The organism is Streptomyces sp. 13-12-16, from assembly GCF_002114215.1.
GTDB lineage: Bacteria > Actinomycetota > Actinomycetes > Streptomycetales > Streptomycetaceae > Streptomyces.
On sequence record NZ_NCTE01000771.1, the window covers coordinates 1 to 19324 of the forward strand.

At 67.9% G+C, this 19324-nt stretch carries 16 protein-coding genes and 1 pseudogene; 8 read left to right on the plus strand and 9 right to left on the minus strand.

Annotated features, from left to right (window positions below):
- Positions 1–316: 316 nt before the first annotated feature.
- Both B7767_RS45900 and B7767_RS28340 read left to right on the plus strand, forming a co-directional pair.
- Complete coding sequence (locus B7767_RS45900; RefSeq protein WP_143652671.1) at positions 317–745, plus strand: hypothetical protein; 429 nt, start codon at positions 317–319, stop codon at positions 743–745.
- Between the two features lie 51 nt (positions 746–796).
- Entirely contained in the window at positions 797–3436 is a 2640-nt protein-coding gene (locus tag B7767_RS28340) for a DEAD/DEAH box helicase (RefSeq protein WP_085574652.1), read from the plus strand.
- Between the two features lie 47 nt (positions 3437–3483).
- Here the strand turns inward: B7767_RS28340 and B7767_RS28345 are convergent, their stop codons facing one another.
- Positions 3484–3669: a hypothetical protein gene (locus B7767_RS28345; protein WP_085574653.1), complete on the minus strand. Its 186-nt coding sequence runs from the start codon at positions 3667–3669 to the stop codon at positions 3484–3486.
- Between the two features lie 172 nt (positions 3670–3841).
- On the opposite strand from B7767_RS28345, the gene B7767_RS28355 reads away from it, so the two are divergent.
- Positions 3842–7411: an NACHT domain-containing NTPase gene (locus B7767_RS28355; protein WP_107486383.1), complete on the plus strand. Its 3570-nt coding sequence runs from the start codon at positions 3842–3844 to the stop codon at positions 7409–7411.
- 380 nt (positions 7412–7791) lie between these two features.
- Here B7767_RS28355 and B7767_RS28360 read toward each other — a convergent pair whose 3' ends face one another.
- Positions 7792–10047 carry a PQQ-binding-like beta-propeller repeat protein gene (locus tag B7767_RS28360; RefSeq protein WP_179167321.1) on the minus strand — a complete coding sequence of 752 codons (2256 nt, stop codon included), beginning with the start codon at positions 10045–10047 and terminating at the stop codon, positions 7792–7794.
- Positions 10048–10340: 293 nt separating this feature from the next.
- Between B7767_RS28360 and B7767_RS28365 the strand changes: the two genes are divergently transcribed.
- On the plus strand, positions 10341–10616 hold the full coding sequence (locus B7767_RS28365) for a hypothetical protein (RefSeq protein ID WP_143652672.1): 276 nt from the start codon (positions 10341–10343) through the stop codon (positions 10614–10616).
- Between the two features lie 171 nt (positions 10617–10787).
- Here the strand turns inward: B7767_RS28365 and B7767_RS28370 are convergent, their stop codons facing one another.
- Positions 10788–11819 (minus strand): hypothetical protein, encoded by a 1032-nt coding sequence (locus tag B7767_RS28370; RefSeq protein WP_085574658.1) that lies wholly within the window; start codon positions 11817–11819, stop codon positions 10788–10790.
- A gap of 35 nt (positions 11820–11854) precedes the next feature.
- On the minus strand, positions 11855–12979 hold the full coding sequence (locus B7767_RS44985; protein ID WP_107486384.1) for a hypothetical protein: 1125 nt from the start codon (positions 12977–12979) through the stop codon (positions 11855–11857).
- A 290-nt stretch (positions 12980–13269) separates the two neighbouring features.
- Here B7767_RS44985 and B7767_RS28390 point away from each other — a divergent pair, with 290 nt between their 5' ends.
- Positions 13270–13524 carry a hypothetical protein gene (locus B7767_RS28390; RefSeq protein WP_143652673.1) on the plus strand — a complete coding sequence of 85 codons (255 nt, stop codon included), beginning with the start codon at positions 13270–13272 and terminating at the stop codon, positions 13522–13524.
- 106 nt (positions 13525–13630) lie between these two features.
- Here B7767_RS28390 and B7767_RS28395 read toward each other — a convergent pair whose 3' ends face one another.
- On the minus strand, positions 13631–14173 hold the full coding sequence (locus B7767_RS28395; RefSeq protein WP_085574663.1) for a hypothetical protein: 543 nt from the start codon (positions 14171–14173) through the stop codon (positions 13631–13633).
- Positions 14174–14763: 590 nt separating this feature from the next.
- On the opposite strand from B7767_RS28395, the gene B7767_RS28400 reads away from it, so the two are divergent.
- From B7767_RS28400 to B7767_RS28405, 3 genes are all read left to right on the plus strand, one after another.
- Positions 14764–14949: a hypothetical protein gene (locus tag B7767_RS28400; protein WP_085574664.1), complete on the plus strand. Its 186-nt coding sequence runs from the start codon at positions 14764–14766 to the stop codon at positions 14947–14949.
- Between the two features lie 106 nt (positions 14950–15055).
- Complete coding sequence (locus B7767_RS46610) at positions 15056–15196, plus strand: hypothetical protein (RefSeq protein ID WP_179167322.1); 141 nt, start codon at positions 15056–15058, stop codon at positions 15194–15196.
- A gap of 111 nt (positions 15197–15307) precedes the next feature.
- Positions 15308–15649 carry a DUF5713 family protein gene (locus B7767_RS28405; RefSeq protein ID WP_085574665.1) on the plus strand — a complete coding sequence of 114 codons (342 nt, stop codon included), beginning with the start codon at positions 15308–15310 and terminating at the stop codon, positions 15647–15649.
- A gap of 24 nt (positions 15650–15673) precedes the next feature.
- Here B7767_RS28405 and B7767_RS28410 read toward each other — a convergent pair whose 3' ends face one another.
- The 4 genes and pseudogenes from B7767_RS28410 to B7767_RS28430 form a co-directional block, all read right to left on the minus strand.
- Positions 15674–16549, minus strand: a complete 876-nt coding sequence (locus tag B7767_RS28410) for an IS5 family transposase (RefSeq protein ID WP_085574666.1) — start codon at positions 16547–16549, stop codon at positions 15674–15676.
- Between the two features lie 246 nt (positions 16550–16795).
- Positions 16796–18037: an IS4 family transposase gene (locus B7767_RS28420; protein WP_085574668.1), complete on the minus strand. Its 1242-nt coding sequence runs from the start codon at positions 18035–18037 to the stop codon at positions 16796–16798.
- 71 nt (positions 18038–18108) lie between these two features.
- Entirely contained in the window at positions 18109–18978 is an 870-nt protein-coding gene (locus B7767_RS28425) for an IS5 family transposase (protein WP_085574669.1), read from the minus strand.
- A gap of 240 nt (positions 18979–19218) precedes the next feature.
- A pseudogene (locus B7767_RS28430) lies at positions 19219–19324 on the minus strand (IS5/IS1182 family transposase); the annotation flags it as partial.

Here is a 19324-nt window from a genome sequence, read left to right on the forward strand (position 1 = left end):
CTGCGCGTTCCGCTCACCCGCCTTGCTGCGCAAGGCGGGTGACGTCCCGTCCGCTGCGCTCCTGGGACTGCGGGGCCTGCGGCCCTGTGGGTGGCTTCCGCTGCGCTCCAGCCACTGGGGGCGCTGCGCGCCTTGGGGGCCGGCCCCGCTGCGCGGTGCCGTCAACGGGCCTTCGGCCCGAGCGGCTAGAGGGAGGGGATGGTTGGGGGGCGGGGATCGCTTGTTCACGTGAGTTCCAGGGTATCGCACGCATCAGTTAGATGCAGCATGTAGTGTTGGCGGAAATACGAGGGATCCTACGTTGCGGAGTGATGAAGTGCAAAGTGTGCTGGCACTGCTTGGAGCAATTCTCGGTGGAACTCTGGTTCTCTTCGGCGATTTCATTCGACGGAGAGTCGAAAGGCGCAAAGAGGAAGTGAATCGACTCGTAGAAGTAAGTGTGCGACTCTCCTCCATGTACAACCGGCTGTGTGGGCAGCTCCTTGACGCTTCTACAGCTGGTGTGGCGGTGTCAGATCTGGCCGTTGCAGATCCTCTCCGCTACGAGGTAACGACCCAGTTTTTCATGACTCCTGGTAGTGAACAGCTTCGCTCTCAGGCTTCCCGTCTGATGGATGCGTACTATCGGCTTCGGGATTCATACGGGCAGGATTCGGCCTGGGGCGCGGCTCGCGATGAACACGGCTTGGCGGTGCGTGAGTTCGAAGCTGCTGTTCGTGCCATCCTCCACCGCAATCACATCTGACGTTCTACTGAGTCTTTATCATTGCCGAGGTTGGAGAGGTGAGGGGGGTCTGTGATTCAGCTCAGGGAGCACCAGGTAGAGCAGAAGTCGAGTTTTCGGAAGTGGGTCGGATTTCCTGCAAGGTCGTCTGTGCCGCCTCAGGGTGCTCGTGGGACGATCGTGTCAGCGACCGGGTCCGGTAAGACGATCATGGCTGCCGCATGCGCGCTGGAATGCTTCCCCGAGAGTCGGATCCTCGTGACCGTGCCGACCCTAGACCTGCTCGTGCAGACCGCTCAGGCGTGGCGGGCGGTGGGTCACCGTTCCCCCATGGTCGCGGTGTGCTCGCTGGAGAACGACTCGGTTCTCAACGAGCTGGGGGTGCGCACCACTACGAACCCGATCCAGCTCGCCCTGTGGGCCGGGCGCGGGCCGGTGATCGTGTTCGCCACGTACGCCTCTCTCGTGGACCGCGAGGACATCGACGCCCCCGAGGGGCAGCGGAAGGTTCGCGGGCCGTTGGAGGCCGCTCTGGCGGGCGGAGAGCGGCTGTACGGGCAGCAGATGGCAGGCTTCGACCTCGCCATCGTGGACGAGGCCCACGGAACCGCCGGTGATCTGGGGCGGCCGTGGGCGGCCATCCACGACAACCAGCGGATCCCTGCCAACTTCCGGCTCTACCTGACCGCGACTCCACGCATCCTCGCCGCGCCCCGGCCGCAGAAGGGCGCGGACGGCCAGGAGGCGGAGATCGCGACCATGGCCGACGACCCGGAGGGCACCTACGGCGCGTGGCTCGCCGAGCTCGGACTCTCAGAGGCGATCGAGCGGGGCATCCTCGCCGGGTTCGAGATCGACGTCCTTGAGATCCGCGACCCCTCCCCCGTCCTCGGGGAATCGGAGGAGGCCCGGCGGGGCCGGCGCCTGGCGCTGCTGCAGACCGCACTCTTGGAGCACGCGGCGGCGTACAACCTGCGTACGGTCATGACGTTCCACCAGAAGGTCCAGGAAGCCGCGGCGTTCGCGGAGAAGCTGCCGGAGACAGCCGCCGAGTTGTACGTGAACGACGCCTCGGACGAGGACCTGGCCGCCGCGGACCGGCTGCCGAAGTCCTCCATCGACGCGGCCTTCTACGAACTCGAGGCCGGCCGCCACGTACCCCCGGAGAGGGTGTGGTCGGCGTGGCTGTGCGGCGACCACCTCGTCACCGAGCGGCGGGAAGTCCTGCGGCAGTTCGCAGGCGGGATCGACGCGGCCGGTCGGCGGGTGCACCGGGCGTTCCTCGCCAGTTGCCGCGTACTCGGGGAAGGCGTCGACATTACCGGCGAGCGGGGTGTGGAGGCCATCTGCTTCGCGGACACCCGCGGCTCCCAGGTCGAGATCGTGCAGAACATCGGCCGGGCACTCCGGCCCAACAAGGACGGCACTACCAAGGTCGCGCGGATCATCGTGCCCGTCTTCCTGGAACCCGGCGAGGATCCCACCGACATGATCGCCTCCGCCTCGTATGCCGGGCTGGTCGCTGTGCTCCAAGGCCTGCGCTCGCATGACGAACGCCTGGTCGAGCAGCTCGCCTCCCGCGCCCTCACCAGCGGCAAGCGCAAGACCCACATCCAGCGCGACGAGGACGGGCGGATCATCGCGACCGACGGCGGAGAGGGCGGAGGCAACCAGGAGCAGGGCGGCACCGACGGGGCGGTCGAGTCCGCACTGCTGCACTTCTCCAGCCCGCGCGACGCCGCGACCATCGCGGCGTTCCTGCGCACCCGTGTGTATCGACCCGAGTCCCTGGTGTGGCTGGAGGGCTACCAGGCCCTGCTCCGCTGGCGGAAGGAGAACGAGATCACCGGCCTTTACGCCGTGCCCTACGACGTCGAGGTCGAAGTCGGGGCGACCAAGGCGTTCCCGCTTGGCCGATGGGTCCACCAGCAGCGCAAGGCACTGCGCGCCGGTGAACTCGAGGAGCGGCGCAAGACGCTGCTCGACGCACCTGAGGCCGGCATGGTCTGGGAACCGGGCGAGGAAGCGTGGGAAAACAAGCTCGCCGCGCTGCGGTCCTACCAGCGGGCTACAGGGCACCTCGCGCCCCGTCAGAACGCGGTGTGGGGCGAGGGCGAGGCGATGGTCCCGGTCGGCCAGCACATGGCCAACCTCCGACGAAAGGGCGGCCTCGGGAAGGATCCGGAACGGGCCGCCGTGCGCGCGGCGCAGCTGGCCGCGGTCGATGAGGACTGGAACTGTCCGTGGCCGCTCAACTGGCAACGCCACTACCGCGTCCTCGCGGATCTGGTCGACGCCGACGGCCACCTGCCCGACATCGAACCCGGGGTACTGATGGACGGCGACGACATCGGACGATGGCTCCAACGACAACGCCGGGACTGGAAACTGCTGTCGAGCGAACAGCAGGAACGGCTGACCACGCTCGGCGTCAAGCCCCTGGAGGCGCTGGCAGCCGCCCCACCGGCCGTGAGTGCCGGGAAGACGGCAGCTACATTTCATCGGGGCGCTGCCGCCCTCGCGCAGTATGTCACCCGCGAGGGCCACCACCGAGTTCCAAGAGGCCACGTCGAAGAGATGGTGGTGGAAGGCGAGGACGCCCCGGTGCCAGTGAAGCTTGGTGTCTGGGTCTCGAACACCAAGAGCCGTCGCAACAAGCTCACCCCGGACCAGCGGGTCACACTGAAGGAGCTGGGGTTGGAGTGGGCATGACGCCATGGCTGTTCGACTGCTAAGCCAAATGTTCTGTCGGTCAAGCGTCAGAAAGGATAGAGCTGGCGCAGCGCCTTAAGGATGGTGTTCATGGTCGTGCGGGCCGCGGACCGGCGGTAGGCGTGGCGCGACCAGATCGTCGGCAGCACCACCCCCATGAAAACCATGACCATGCCAAGGAGGACGAGCAGGCCGACAGGGCCGAGGGTGCTGAGGAGGTCGTGCAGCGTCATCGTGTGCTCCGTTCGTTAGTCGGTGACGGGAGCACCTTGCGCCGCCCGGGCGGCCGGTGATGGAAGCCGGGTCGAATCGGGATACCAGCCTCGTCGCCGCAGGCCGCGACCTAGGCTGGGGCCGGAACGCGGGGCGTCCCGGGACGTTCCGGGATGCTGGGAGGGAGCGGCGTTGCAGCGGGGAGACGAGGCACGGAAGCAGTTCGCCGCCTGGCTCCGGGAGGTGCACCGGGCAGCGGGCACGCCCAGCGCCGCGGAACTGGAGCGGATGAGCGCCCGGAATTCGGCGGCTGGCGGCCGGCCCCTTAGCAGGTCGGGCGTCCACCGGCTCTTACAGGGCGAGTTCGTCAGGCCCCCGGACTGGGACGCTGTGACGGCAGTGCTCGACGCGTGCGTCCGCTGCGCCCCGCTCTCCGATCCGGTCAGCGGCTCCCTGGTGGACCGGGAGCTGTGGCGGAATCGACACCGGCAGCTCGTCACGCTCCTCGAAGCGGCCAGGGAGGACGGCCGGGACGGTGGCCCAGACGATGCCGCCGAGAACAAGCGGGACGCCGCCGCCGACCGGGCACTCGCGACCTACGCGCGCCGCGTCCGAGAGACGTACGGAAATCTCGACTTGGAGGTCCTCACTCCCGACAACGACCAGAGCACGCAGCCGAGCGTCGAGCTGCGCGAGGTCTTCGTCGTGCCAACCGTTCGGGCCGACCCGCCGCCGGTGGAGCTTTCCCGGGAGCTCATGGGCCAGCTCCTTAAGGGCGAGGAGCTGGCCGCAGACGGAGAACTGCCGCCGGGGCTCGACCTGGAGCTGCTCGACTCCCTCGTGGAGGCATACCGCCAGCAGCCCGTCGAGCACGTGCTCGGCGTCCTCGCCAGGGAGGGAAGCCAGCGGGTCGTACTCCTTGGCGACCCGGGGGCCGGCAAGTCAACCCTCGCGCACTACCTCGCGCTTGCTCTGACCAGCGGCCTCTGTCCCGACGATGCCCTCGCCAGCCTCGCAGGTCGGATCCCCCTCATCGTGGAGCTGCGGCACTACGCGCAACCGGCCTGGCGACAACAGACGTTCGCTGAGTTCCTCGCACACTTGTGGACCACCGAGGGAATGGGGCTCCCGCTCCCCGTCCTGGGCCAGCTTCTCGACGAGGGACGCATCCTCCTCGTCTTCGACGGGCTCGACGAAATCTTCGACCCGGAATTCCGGGCGGAGACGGCCCGCCGCATCGCCGGGTTCGCCGCCCACCACGAGCGCTGCCGGGTGATCGTCACGTCTCGAGTCATCGGCTACCAACGGCAGACGCTGGACGGGGCGGGGTTCGCCCACTACATGATCCAGGACCTGGACACCCCCCATATCCACGAGTTCGCGCGCCGGTGGTACGAGACGGCGTGCCCCGGACAGCCCAGGCTCACTGAGCAGCTCCTCACCCGATTTAAGGATGCGGTTGCCCACTCGCGATCGGTGCGCGAGCTGGCCGGGAATCCGCTTCTGCTGACCATTCTCGCCATCCTCGGCCGCAGACAGACCCTTCCCCGCGACCGGCACGGGGTGTACCAGCACGCCGTCACTGTGCTCGTCGCCCGCTGGGACCGGGACACCAAGCATCTGACGGCCCCACTGTCCGGGCCGGTCGCCGAAGCCCTCGACCTACTCGGCCAGACCGAACGCCTGGAGATGCTGCGGCTCCTCGCCCGCAGGATGCAGGAGGGATCGGGTGGTATCTCGGGTAACTACGTGCCCGAGGCGGACATTGAGGACGTCTTCCGCCAGTATCTCCAGCTCTGCGACGTCCGGCCGGACGTCGCGCGCCGCGCCGCCCGCGCTATGGTCCAGCAACTCCGAGAGCGCAACTTCATCCTCGCCCGGTACGGCGGGGGCGCTTGGGGCTTCGTGCACCGCACGTTCCTGGAATACTTGGCCGCGGCGGACATCGTCCACCGCTACGAGCACGAACGGGAGTGGGCCCCCGAGGTCCTTGTCTCCGAGGTCCTCGTTCCGAGGGCTGAGGACACCACCTGGCACGAGGTGATCTTGTTGCTCGCCGGGCAGCTCCGGGAGCACGACACCGGGGCGCTGGTGGACAGCCTCGTCCGATCGGCCCCCTTCACCAATCGCAAGGAGCGGCTTGTCCTCGCCCTCCGGGCGCTGGCCGAGGTGAAGAAGATCGGGGCTCTGAGCCCCCAGAGCGTCACGGTGGTCGATGGGATCACCCAGTACCTGAGCGCGACCGAGGGCTTCGGGGCGTTCTTCCTCGACGCGACGTACCTCACGGCTGAGAGCGTCGCCCCGTCACTCGCCTCCTTTGGTGAGAACTGGGCAGGACGCGACCGCTATTTGACCTGGTTCCACGTATGGGGCCAGTTCATCGAATCCCGCGTTCCCGCCCAACTCGCCGGCGCGCTGCACCGTGACTTCCCTGCCGTCATCGCGTACATGCGGTTCGCTTGGTCCACGAGCGCTCGCGCCGGAGCCCTCGCCGTCCTGGGCGAACGGTGGCCAGCGAGCGCCACCGTCACGGAGGCGATCAAGACGAGTGCCGTACACGACGAAGTCACCATCCGCATCGCCGCCCTGCAAGCCCTAGGCACTCGCCCGGTCGAGCACGAAGGGGCTGCGGAACTGCGGCTGTTTCTCCAGGCCCGCGCTGTCGGCGACCCCACGCCCGGGGCGCGCAAGGAGGCGCTGAGCTCCCTGGCACGCCGCCACCCTGACGACGAGACGGTGCGCTTCCTGCGGTGGCGGGAGCAGGAGGACATCTTCGACGCGGTACGGGCCACGGCGGCAAAGCTGCGAGCCGAGTTACTGCCGGAACCTGAAGAGGAGGGCGGCGGGGCGCGTCCGCTTCCTGCACTGCGTCACCCCGCCGACGGTCCCCGAAAAGACACCCCCGTGTTCGGTTCCGAGTTGACTGCGGAAACGACGATGGCAGCTTGGCGGTCCCGCCGGTACGGCGTGCTCAACACGCTGCTCGACCGTTACGAGGTGATGGGCGGCCAGAAGACGCTGACCTCGTGGCTGCAGAGGCATCCCGAAGACCTCCGGTTGCTGATGCGGGACGCCCTGCGCTTCGCGCCTATCTACAAGGGTCAATGGCCCACCGCCCGCCTCGGAAGGGTCACGGAGACCGCTCTGCGCGCCATCGGCCACAGCCTCGACACCGAGGCGCGAGACTTCCTCATCGAGTGCTGCCGGTCCTCCCACCACATCCACCTGCGGCGGACCGCAATGCGTGTGCTCGGCGAGACCTGGGGCGGCGATCCCGCAGCGACGGCCGCGTTCCTGGAAAACTCGGAACGCGGTCCGGACCCCGAACTCCGGATGGCCGCCCTCAAGCGGCTGACCGAGCGCTGCACGCACCTCCCACAGGTCCGTGAGCTGCTGTACCACTGCGCGTCCGCCGATCACGACCCCGCCGTACGCGACCATGCCCTGCACTGGATGGCGCAGTGGTGGCCCGACCATCCGAAATACACCGCTCTCTTTGTCACCGACCCGCGAGCGGCGGACGCGCCCGAGCCCAAGCGGCGTGCCGTGATGCTCCAAGCGCTCGCCGCCGGCGGGCACGAGGCGGAGTTCGAGCGGCAGCTCGCCCGGGAGGAGACTCCCTGGATTCAGAACCAGATGCGGCACGTCGAGCGGCTGCGCACGACTCCGGGGGCCGCGGCCCCCGCCATCTTCCACGAGCGGCTGCTGACCGGCCTGCGGCGGCTTCTCAAGGCCCGGGCCCGAGCCGGGAACACAAGCTGAGCCGCCACGACGCTGGCCGCCGCACTGTCCGGCGTCGAACCATTCCACCTGGAAAATGCGGCTATGGAGAGGATTTTCAAGGGCCTGGTGGCGGAGGCGGCAGCAGTGTCTTTCCCAACGTTCAGCCGCGCGTGGGAGGCAATGGTGCCCAGCCCGTCCGGCGCGTCGAAGGCGGTCTGCGCAGCGGCAAGGACGTCGGCCGGCTCGCCGGCGAGCTGGGACAGGTCCGGCTTCGGGCGCAGCAGGGCGAGCACGGCTTCGTTGGCCGTCATCGGGTGGGAGGCGCCCGTGCGACCCGCGCCGCGGGCCGGGTCGCCCATCTCCCCCACCGGTCGCCCCAGCTCACGAGCCGCTGCCCGGCGGCTTTTCGTCCAGTTCGGTCAGGCTCGTGAGCCTAGAAACGAAGTCGGTGCCGGCTGTCGAAGGCCATAGATATATCCGTCTGTGTCGAGGATGGTCAGCAATGAGTCAGTGGTAGTGGGGCTGCTCATAAGGGCTCCGGAGGCCTTCAGGGTCCACTGTGCCGTTCCGGTGCGGGGATCGAGGGCCAGCAGGTCGGACTCGCTGGCCGCGTACACGGTGCGTTCAGTGGCGACCGCAGGGGCCAGAACGGTGCCGGCAGTCTCAGTTCGCCATCTGCTTTCCCCTGTGTCGGTGTCCAGGGCGTGGACCCCTGTGGCCGTGCCGACATAGACCAGACCTGCGTGAGCGGCGGGGGCGCTGAAGACACTGTGGTAGCTGTCCTCCAGGTCGAAGTTGCTGATCTCGGTGAGGAGCATGCTGCCTGTCTTCGTCTCCCACACCAGGGTGCCCGTGTCGAGGCCGAAGGCGGTGACGACGCCCTCGGCGTCGGTAAGGAAGAGGCGGTTCTGGTAGACGGTGCCGGGCCAGTGGACGTAGGAGGCCGTCCGCTTGCGCCACACGGTCTTTCCGGTGAGGGTTTCGATGCATCTGATGTCCTGGATCTGGGGGGTTCCGGGAGTGCTCGCGGCAACCAGCAGTCGGCCGGGGCCGGCATCCATGACGGGGGCGTCCTGCAGCGGTTGCTTCCACAGCGGCTTGCCGGTCTTGGCGGCGAACGCGTACAGCACGTCGTTTCCGTCGCGAGTCAGAACTGCCTCAGCTGTCGCATGCACGGGATCATCCAGCCCGCCCCAGTTTCCGACGGGGGCCTGCCACACCCGCTTTCCGTCCCGGGCTCGAACCGCGTGGAGGGCGGCGTCCGCGCTTCGCGTCACATACACGAGGTCTGCCGGGCCAGGCAGCGCGTTACCGAACTCGTCGGCGGTCTGCCCGTATCTCCAGCGCACCTTGCCGGTACGTACGTCTCGTGCGCTCAGCTGGCCAGCGGCGGATCCGTCGTGGGTCGAGGTGGTGAAGACTGTGCCGTTCTGCACGCGCAGGCGGCTCCGGTTGGTCGCGACGTGGGTCTTCCAGCGCAGCTGCCCAGTGGGAGCGTCCACCGCATATACGGTCCACCCGAGCCAGTCGTTCTCTTCGGAGCTCCCGTCGTTCCTGTAGTTCATGCCCTCCACCGCGAGCACGACGCCCTCGTGCACCACGGGCCGGATGAACAGCTGTCCCGGCGTGCGGTACTTCCATGTCCAGCGGGTCGGTGTTTTCAGCGGGGGCTCCCCGCTCCGCTTCCCGTCGTCCTGCTGTTTGCCGTACCAGTCGTAGGCCCCGTATCCGGTTCCGGCGGTGGCGAGGGTTGCCGCGGTGCCGACCAAGAGGTTCCGGCGGCTGAGCCTGCGGCCGGCGCGCTTCGTCAGTACAAGGGGTTCTCGGTCGTTGCCATCGCCGTCCGTGCTGGTCAGAAAGTTGTCTGGTTGTTCAGGAGGGTTGTTCAGCCCTGCGGCAGGATCCTCATCCAGGACTCGCGTCTGCTCACTGACCGTCCGGCTCAGTCGTTCAAGGTCAGTGGCGACGCCCTCCAGGAGTTCCTCGGAGCGCCCGATGACTGCCAGGACATCCTCGGCGTCCAGATGTGAGCCGGGAGTGCGGACCGGGTCGGAGGAGAGGGCGAAGGTGACCTTGGCACCTCGTGCACGCAGATCGTCGATGTCCTCCTCCAAGCGGGCGCGGATCTTCTGGGCGGTGCCGTGCAGCGACCGGGCTGAAGCCGCTATGCGGTTGGCGCGCTCCAGGTTTTCGCTCACTCGTATCTGCAGCGCTCTCAGCTCTGGACGGTCCATGTCGAGAAGCTCGATCTCGGCGAGCATTTCTCCCTCGCGACCATGCAGGACCGGTCGGCTCTCAGCCTGCTCCTGTTCCAGCTTGTGCCGCAGAGCCTGGTAGAGGATCAGCAGGAACAGGGCCAGTTTCTCCGCCGAGGCCTTCGCCCGCTCGAGTTCATTGATCGTGTTCAGCGCCTTGACCAGTTGCTCGCCCGTGGATGCCGCCTCTTCCACATGCGCCTGCGGAGGTTGGACGACGACTGCGTGCGCCGAGGCCGGTGCATGGGCAGCCGCCTTGTGCAGCGACCGCGCGGCACGCATCCGACTCGCCCGTTCCTGCGGCACCACCGTCAGCTCTACCAGCTTCTCGACGAAGCCCAGCGACGGCACCGACTTGCCGCTGCAGAACTCGGAGACCCGTGCCGGGCTGTAGTTCAGCGATCTACCCAGATCCTTCAAGGTCGGACGCGGCGTCGCCTGGTCTACCAGCTCGCGTAACAGCTTCGCGAGCTCTGCGGCCTCATGACTGCGGGCTTCAATCGCCCCCCATGGACGCCCACCGCGTCTGCCCGGTGTCGGTTGTGCCACTCTCGTCCCCCACTGCATGCCTGAGTTGTCCGGACTACTACCGCTGTCACCAGCGCTGACGCCTCACAGTCATGGATCAGCCATGTTGAACAACTTCGCGGTCAATCACTCTGGCATGCAGCGCACGGCAGCGGGCCGTGAACAGCGCGTAGGGGGCATCCGGAATGAACGAATTCATGTATTGGCTGATCATCTCTATCGCCACCCTCAGGCTCTCGATCGTCGTCGTTCAATCGGTCACCGAGGTCACGCTCGCCCGCATCGCTGCCCGGCGTGACATTCAGATGCGCCGGACTGAAGGCGACGTTCTCGTCGAGACGATCACAGCCCTGCAGCGGCAACAGCTCGCGCTCTACGAGGAGCGTCCGGAAGGGGGCCGCATCGTGGTCGTCCCGCAGAACACCGCCGTCGCCTCACTGCCCGCCCGGCCCGGCAGCTGACCTTGCCGACCCGGCATCTACTGCACGAACATACTCGTGCAGTAGATGCCGGAGGAGATGTTGCAGGGCCGGGCTTGCACAGTGGTGGTTCTGTTCCCGAGAACCTTCGACGCGGCCCTGGCTGGGTCGGGGTACCGGACGGCATGGTGCCGTCCAGCGTCCCCGTGATCGTCACCGCTCCGCAGGCGTGGATCCGCAGACGGGGAGACCGAGTCCGCCGCGGTCGCTGCTGGCGAGCCAGATGACGGAGAGGTAGCCGGTGCGGCCGTCGGGCGCGCGCAGCCGGTACCAGAGGGTGCTCTCGTCGAGGTCGGGGTTGGGGTCGTCGTCCGGGTTGTAGTCCTCACCGTTGGTGACCCGGTCTCCGGTCGTCTGGCACATGGCTACCAGGCGGTTTCCGGAGGCGAGGTAGCCGGGGAGGTTGCAGGCCGGCTTGCGGTCGTCGCACTGCTTCACCGGGTGGGTGGACAGGTAGGCGGGATTCTGGGTGTCCTCGCGCATCTGTGTGGGTCCGTTGGTCACCTGGTTCTGCACTGTCACGATGACCTCCGCCGCAGCGGGCGGGCGGGACTCAGAGGTAAGTGTCTCGGTGGGAGCGGCGGGGGACGGCGAGGCCGAAGGGGAAGTGGTAGGTGTGGATGAGGCTGTAGGGGGCGGGGTGGCCGGTGTTGAGGTCTGCGACGGCGAGATGGGCGGCTCGGGTGCGGTGAGCAGTTCGTTGATGAGGTCGTTGCTGCACCAGGGCTTGCGGACCTGTTCCTCGACGGGGATCTCGGCGGAGAACACGTAGCCGCGGCGGCCTGGATGGGGGGCGCCGGCCCCGGGGGTGACCAGGAACCAGCGTCGGTCGGTGTCTGCGCGGCCGGGGACGGTGCCGGAGTCGATCCAGCACTCCATCGTGACCACGGTGCCGTCGGGGAGGCGGTCGATGATGTCGCAGCCCGTGGTCTGGCCGGCGGTGGGCAGGCCGGGGCAGGAACGCAGGTTCACCGTGCCGGAGCCGTCGTGGGAGCGGATCACGCTGTCGCCGGAGTCACGGGTCACCTTGGAGGCGGCCGCGACCTTCGCGCCGTCGGCGGGCGCCGTGTCGTCGTGGCGGCCGGCGGCGATCAGGTACCCGGTGAGTACGGCCACCAGAACGACGGGGATGACGAGCAGAGGGCGTATGCCTCGGCGGGTGTTCGGTGCGAGGTTGACAGGCAAGGCCAGCTCCTTCGCTGGTCAGGGCGCACTTTCGATCAGGAAGCAGCGCAGGCCGGCAGGTTGGGCTTGCCGGTGTCGACGTACACGGCGGGCGCCCACTCGCCGGTGTCCATGAGGTACCAGATGCCGTCCCGATGGGGTGTGGGGCCCTTGTATTGGTCGCCCAGGCGGATGACGCGTCCGCCGGTGACCTGGCACTTCACCTGGATCGAGTCCGTGCGGTGATACGCGTGGACGGACGTGGCGGTGACGTCCGTCTTGTAGGTGTCGTAGACCTTCACGATCGCGTTGGGGTCTTCGGGGTCGGGGTTGCCGTCCACGTCGTTCGACCACGCGATCTTGGCGTCGACGTAGGGCTGTGTCTGGATCGTCCCGCCGCCCGAGGAGTTCGTGCCGCCGTTGTCCGAGGTGCCGCCGGAGGCAGTACCCGAGGAGTCGGTGCCCCTGGAAGCACCATCGGCGCTGTTGCCGCCCGCGGCCGTCCCGGTTGCACCGGCGTCGGTGACACCCGTCGAGCCGCCCGACGCTGTTTCGTTCGTGGCGGTGGAGCCGGTCGGGCTGGGGGGCGCGCTGGTACTCGCCGTGGGCGAGGACGGCGTCGCGGTGTCCCCTGAGGGGCCGGACTTGGGTGTGGCTTCGGCCGCCTCCACGGCCTTGCCGTTGTCGCGGTCCATGGAGGCCAGGGCATAACCGCCCAGGCCAAGGCCCGCCACGAGGAGTACGACGAGTGGGACGGTCAGCTTCTTGGGAAGCCGGCGGATCCGGTCGTAGCCCGCCCTCCAGCGGGAAGGTGACGCGGTCGCCGACGGAGACTGGGGCAGCCTGCCGCCCAGGCGCAGGAAGGCGTCCTTCCACAAGGAATGGATCTCATCGAGATACTCACGGATGCCCGTCATGTCCTCGTGGTGCTCGCCGGCCCACAGGACGCAGATCTTCACCATGAGGGAAACCTGCGCCCAGTCCGGCGCTTTGGCGTCGGTCCCGGTCAGCTCGACGAACACTGTCGTCGAGGGCGGGTGACTGATGCCCATCTGCTCGCGGGCGTACGGGTTGAGCTTCCTGAAGGGGGGTCCGTACAGCTCGCGGAACTCCTTGAGGACCTCGCGGTACTTCAGCCAGGAGTCGGCCTGGTCCAAGTCGCGGCGTAACTGGTCGATCATCGTGCGGGACCTCCGTGGTCCAGGCCGATCAGCAGTGCGTGGACCCGAATCATCCCCTACCACCCAGATGATCATCTCAGTGGCTTATGCACCAAAAAAGGATCTTGCTCACTTCATGGCTCGGCAGACGTTCTACCTGCGAGAACACCGGCGAACGCGTACTGAACCGTTCCGGTACAGGCGAACTCTGGGCTGAACATTTGCCGCTGATTTGAATCACTTCTGCCGCCACCCAAGCGGCGGAGCAGCCGCCCCGGCGGCACTCCCGGTTCGAGCAAGGAAGCATGTTCATGCCTACTCCGCCCCCCGACCCGCAAGGGGAGATCACGCGCCTCGGGCGCGAGGTCGAGCGCCTCCAGAGGCGGACGAAGATCATGGCGATCTTCATCGGTGTACTGTCCGGCCTGATCGGCGGCCTGGTCGCCCACACGCTCTCCCGGCACCTCGGAGCGAGCGGCCTGGAAGCCACCGTCTACGCCGGCGGCTCCTTCATCGCCACCTCGATGTTCATGCTCTTCATCGAAGAGAAGCTCGGCCTGATCTGACACCCGGTCCCACAGATGAGGCTCTGTCCGCAGATCCGCGGACAGAGCCTCATCTCTGCGCCCCAGCCAGCCGTGAGAGCCCCGGCCGACGCGCAACCAGGTGGCATCAGACCCGGCCCGACCGACAGCGGCGCCATTTGCCCGAGGTGGAGCCGTGCCCGGCGCCTTCGGCCGCGATAGGGGCGTGGACCGACGTCATGGGCACGGCGGTGGTCGGGAACGGCTGCGCGGGCTGGGGGATGGCCACGCGGTCCGGAGCCGGGGTCAGGGCCGCCAGAGCGCGCTGCAGGTACTCAATGTGGGCGGTCCGCTCCTGCAGGCGCCCCTTCAGGTGCCTGGCCTCGGCCTCGGCGAGCGCGCGGGCGTACTGCTCCTGGGCGAGCGCGAGTGCGTGCTCGTGCCGGAGCCGTTCCAGTTCAGCCTGCAAGGAGGCCGCCGTCTCGTCGGGAGTGGTGTCCTGCCGCATCCCGGCCGGCGCCTGGTTGTTAACGGCCTTGCCGTCGGTCATGTCGGGTGGGGCGGGGGCGTTGAGCCGGAATCCGGCGGCGAGCAGGTCTTCCACGGGGATGAGCCAGCCGCGGTCCTCGTCGAGCACGGCCCCGGGCAGTCCGCCGACCTCCCGGCGGCGCCGGATCGTCGTACGGCTCACGCCGCACGCGGCGGCTTCGCGCTGGGTCAGCAGGGGGGCGAGCGGTGCTCATGACTCCGTATCCTCCCTCTCCCTGCCCGTTGGCGCCCCCAGCAACCCGACTCACACGTCGGGGCCGACGCCCAGGACTCGACGACCAGCCGGACGCGGCGCCGCTTCGGGAGCGGGCAGGGCAGTAGACAGACGCTCGGCAGCGAGCCGGGCACGCGGGACGCGCTCGGCTTCGACGGCAGGGTCGTTCATCTGCAGGGGGCCTGTGCCCAGCGGGCGGCGCTCGATCGTCACACCTGGATTCTCCTGTACACCTCGCCGGTCCCCTCCCTGGGACCGGCGGCTCATCTCTTGAATGCGCGTTCCGCGTTGGGCAGGTTCGGAGCCTGCGGCACCGCCTCGCCCACACCGTGCGGCTGAGTTCACCCCGGCGGTAAAAGCGCTGTTCAGTGCCGGGTTGCGGGGCTAACCCCCGCATCAAGCACTCTGTGCCCCGCTGTCTGGGCCGCCAGCCCGAGACGCAAGGGCTGAAGACCCTGCACGCTCCGCGATCCATCCCACACGGACCTGCCGTGTGCCCGACCCCAAGGGGGAACCTCGTGTCCAAGACCAATCTGTTCGTCCTGCTGCTCTTGGTTCTGGTCAGCCTCGGCTACGCCGGCGGCCTGGCCTACATCGTCTACCACCACCCGGCCCTCGACACGCCCCTCACCGTCTCGCTGACCGGCGCCGCGCTGCTGGTCGCTGTCGTGGCCAGCATCATGCACTCGGGGCGCAGCCAGTGAGGCCGCACCGGCCCCGCGGCCGGTGTCCCTGTGACACGGCTCTGACCTGCCGTGGTCGGCCCCGTGGTCGGGGTCCGACCAGCCATTGGTCGGAGTCTGGTGCGTCGTGGCCGGGGTCCTGACCACGACGCACCAGACCCTGACGGCGGTCAGGGACAAGGACCGGCTCATCACCCAGCTCACGATGGCCGAGTATCTGGTGCTGGCGGGCCTGGTGCTCTCCAGGTTCGTGGATCTGCCCTGTTAGGGGGTGTTGTGAAAGTCCTGGTCGCACGTGGTCTGGCGCCAAGGGGTGGCGTCGATGTCAGCGGTGCTGTGCATGATCGGCGAGTCAGCTCGTCGTGGAGAGGAAAGTACCGTGCCGATCACAAACCAGCAGGTATTGGGACACGCGTTCCTGCGGGAGATGTTCGACGACTCGTACTTCCCTGATCGCATAGTCGAACGGGGCAGGGGGATTCTGCTGAGTCTGTGCGAGCGCATCGAGGCCGAACGGCCGTCGGATCTGGAGGCCCTGTATGCGCTCACCCAGGCTGCCACCGAGGAGTTCAACCTACTGGACAGGGAGTTCATGGCGGCCGGGAGCGGGATCGAGACGGTCGCTCGCGAGTGGATCTGCGACGAGTTCTGCTTCGTCGCATCGGCATACGAGTTCACGGACGCGGATGCGGAGGAGCTGACCGCCGGCCGGGACTGGTGACCAAGGACGGGAACGCCACCCCGATCAGAGCCACTCGTTGAGAGTTGCGATCAGCACGGTCGCCTCGTAGCGAACAGCGAGCTTGTCGTACCGCGTGGCGACAGCACGGTGCCTCTTGAGGCGGTTGACCCCGCACTCGACCGCATGACGCTCACGGTAGTCAGCCTTGTCGAACTTCGGCGGTCGACCGCCGCGGGAGCCAAGCTTCCGCCGGTTCCGCGCCTGGTCGGCCTTGTCGGGGATGGTGCAGCGAATCCCGCGGCGACGCAGGTAGGCGCGGTTCTTGCGGGAGGCGTAGGCCCGGTCCGCCCGCACCCGATCGGGGCGGACCCGCGGCCGACCCGGTCCGACACGGGGCACGCGGACTCTCTCCAGAACAGCTTCGAACTGCGGCGAGTCCCCGCGCTGCCCAGCGGTCACCACGATCGACATAGGCTTCTGCCCCTGCTCCACTGCCAGGTGAAGCTTGGTAGTGAACCCGCCGCGCGACCTCCCCAGCCCATGGTCGCCAGGCTCCGTGAAGATGCCGCCCGGCGGTTCCTTCTGAAGGTCGCCGTGCTTGCGAGCTGCAGCCGCATGCTGATGCGCGCGGCAGACCGTGGAGTCAACGCTCAGGTCCCATGTGATCGCCCCCCTCGCGTCGGCCAGGGACTGGAGCCGGGTGATGATCCGCTGCCAGGTGCCGTTTCGCTGCCACCGGCGGAAGAGGTCATAGACCCGGCTCCACGGTCCGTACTCGGCAGGGACGTCCCGCCACGGAACGCCGGTCCGGACACGGAACCGTATGCCGTCGTTCAACTGCCGCCGAGCCCAGACCGGCGGTCGCCCTGCTCTGGCTCCCCTCGGCAACAACGGCTCCAGCACCGCCCACTGCTCGTCTGTGAGATCTCCCCGACCCATGAACCGTGATCATCCACAACCCAAGATCCACTTTCGATACACGGCCTAGGTGCAATACCGGTGATTTAGGTTGTTTTCCGGCTGGTTGAAGTGGATCTGGTCGGCTCGACCAGCCGGACCGTCGGGGTGTCTGGCCGTGGTGGGCCGTGGTGCTCGGCTCGTTTGAGGGCCCAGTTGGACATCTTGCGTTTGATCACGCGAGGGTTGGAGCGTAACCGCCGTGCGGGTAGCAGCCGTTCGGTGATCTCACGCAGGCTCCGGGCGATGGACCGGGCCAGTCGCGAGGGGGAAAAGCGCCGCCTGCCCGGTCACGTGACGGCGGACGACGCGAAGGGTGCGAGTGAAGGAGATCCGGTCTGGATCGTGCCCGGCCTTGAGGGCGGCCTGGTGCATCAGGTCCCGCAGCGCGTGGTGGACCAGCAGGAACGCGAAGATCTCCTGTTCGACGCCGCGTGGGTGCCGGGAACGCAGCACCAGCCCTGGGACGCCCTGGTGGTTCTTGATCTCGTCCAGGGTGTTCTCGATCTCCCACCGCTGGGCATAGAGGGCGGCAAGCTCCTCGGCCGGTGCCTGGTCGGGGTCGAGAAGGGTGGTGATCAGCCGGTAGACGGTGCCATCACCGCCGCGTGGGCCGAGGGTGTACTCGATCACCCGCACCCGCTCGGGGTCCGCACGCCGGTAGTTGTCCCGCGCGGCAACGATCTCCGACAGGTAGGAACCGTCGGAGAGGGCCTCCAGGACCGGCAGCACCACGACGCTGCGGACCCGCCACAGCAGGTCCGCGCCGCCTGCCTTCGCGGCCCGCCACAGGTCGAGACCGCAAAAGCCCCGGTCGGCGAGCACCAGCATGCCCTTCGTCAGCACGGGGAACAGCCGCTGGGCCAGGACGGTCTTGTGGACCTTGAGCGGTCCGACCTCTGCCGCGAACACGGCATGGGTGCCGCACTCGGCCAGGGCCACCACCCTCACCTGCGGATATGCGCTGTGGCCCTGCCCACGGCTGGTACCGGGACGCCCGAAGAACTGGGCGTTCGCTGCGGTGTCCGGAACGTCGAAAACCGTGCCGTCCACCGCGACCAGCCGCCACCGCCGGTACCAGGCCCCCTGCGTTCGCGCGACCGCCACCGGCCGGCACACCCGCGCAAACAGGGCCCGCAACGGCTCCGGCCCAAGCCGCAGACGGGCCCGGCCGATCGCCGCCGTCGTGGGCACCCGCCAGGTCTTCACCCACCGGCCTTCGCGCTCCAGCCCCTGGACCAGAAGCCGCGCCACTTCTTCATAGCCCTGCCCGAAAAACAGACACATCGCCAGGACGAAGTAGACCACCACCCGTGCCGGCAGCAGCCGCGTCCGCTGCTCGACCCTGCCGCACTCGGCGACCACCTCGTCGATCAGCTCCGGCGGAAACGCCCGCGTCAGCACCCCCAACGCGATCCGATCCGAGAACCGATCGACCCCCGACGACTTCACCTGACCCGGTCTTGGCACAACCCATCCAACGACCAGAACCCACCAAAGTCACCGGTATTGCCTCTAAGAGGTCGTTTTCTCCCGTTGTTTCATCCCGGAATCTGTGGTTGATGGTGCTTTGCGGGGTCGCGCCAGGAGATGGTGCTCTCGCCGGTGAGGCGGCGGGCCATCAGGTCGGTCATGGCGAGGTGGATCATGGCTTCGGAGCGGGCCGGGAGGGTTTCGTAGTCGCGGGCCAGGCGGCGGTGGAGCATCAGCCAGCCGTAGGTCCGCTCCACGGTCCAGCGTTTGGGCAGCGGGGTGAATCCTCTGGTACCGGGGGTGCGTTGGACGATTTCCATGTTGATGCCGAGGGTGGCTGCGTGTTCGACAAGATGTTGGCGGTAGCCGCCGTCGACCCAGGTCTTGCGGACGGTGGGATGCTCCGCGGCGACGTGTTCGACGAGGGCCCGGCCGGCGTCGGAGTCCTGCACGCTCGCCGCGGTGACCAGCACTGCCAGCAATAGCCCGAGAGTATCGGTGACGATGCTCCGCTTCCTGCCCACGATCTTCTTGCCGGCGTCGATGCCCTGCCCGGCGGCCGGGACGCTGGTGGAGGTCTTCACGCTCTGCGCGTCGATGACACACGCCGAGGGCTGGGCAGTGCGGCCCTCCTTCTGTCGCACCAACTCCCGCAGCAGGCCGTTGAGCTGGGCGAACACACCGTCCTTCTGCCATTTGACGAAGTAGCCGTAGACGGTTTCCCAGGGCGGGAAGTCGTGCGGCAGGTAGCGCCACTGCACCCCGGTGCGGTCCACGTACGGGATCGCGTTCATGATCTCGCGCAGCTCGTGCTCGGGCGGCCGCCCGAACGCCAGCGCCCGGCGGCGGCGCTCGGACCGCCAGGCCGCCAGAACCGGCTCGACCAGCTCCCAGCGGGCATCGGACAGATCACTCGGATACGCACGACGTTCACTCATGACCTGGATGTACCGCCGGCAAACGAGTGCGCCCAGGCGCGTGTTCTGCCTCGTGGAAGCGCGACGCAGCCAGGCGTCCTGGAATGAAACAGGCACAAGCCGCATCCAGCCCCAGCCGTCACCTCATCCAGCCCTTGAGCCCCACTCGAATGGGCAGTCCCATCAACACCACACCAGCCCGCCGCAGAGAACCGGCGATAGCAATGCACTACAGGTGAAAACGACCTCTAAGACCGTGTCCTATGTGGTGAGGCGGATGAGTCGCTTGTAGCAGCACAGGGTGGCGGCGAGGCCGAGAAAGGCCAGGTAGTTGCGGGGATCGCGCTCGTAGCGAGGGCTGAGGCGG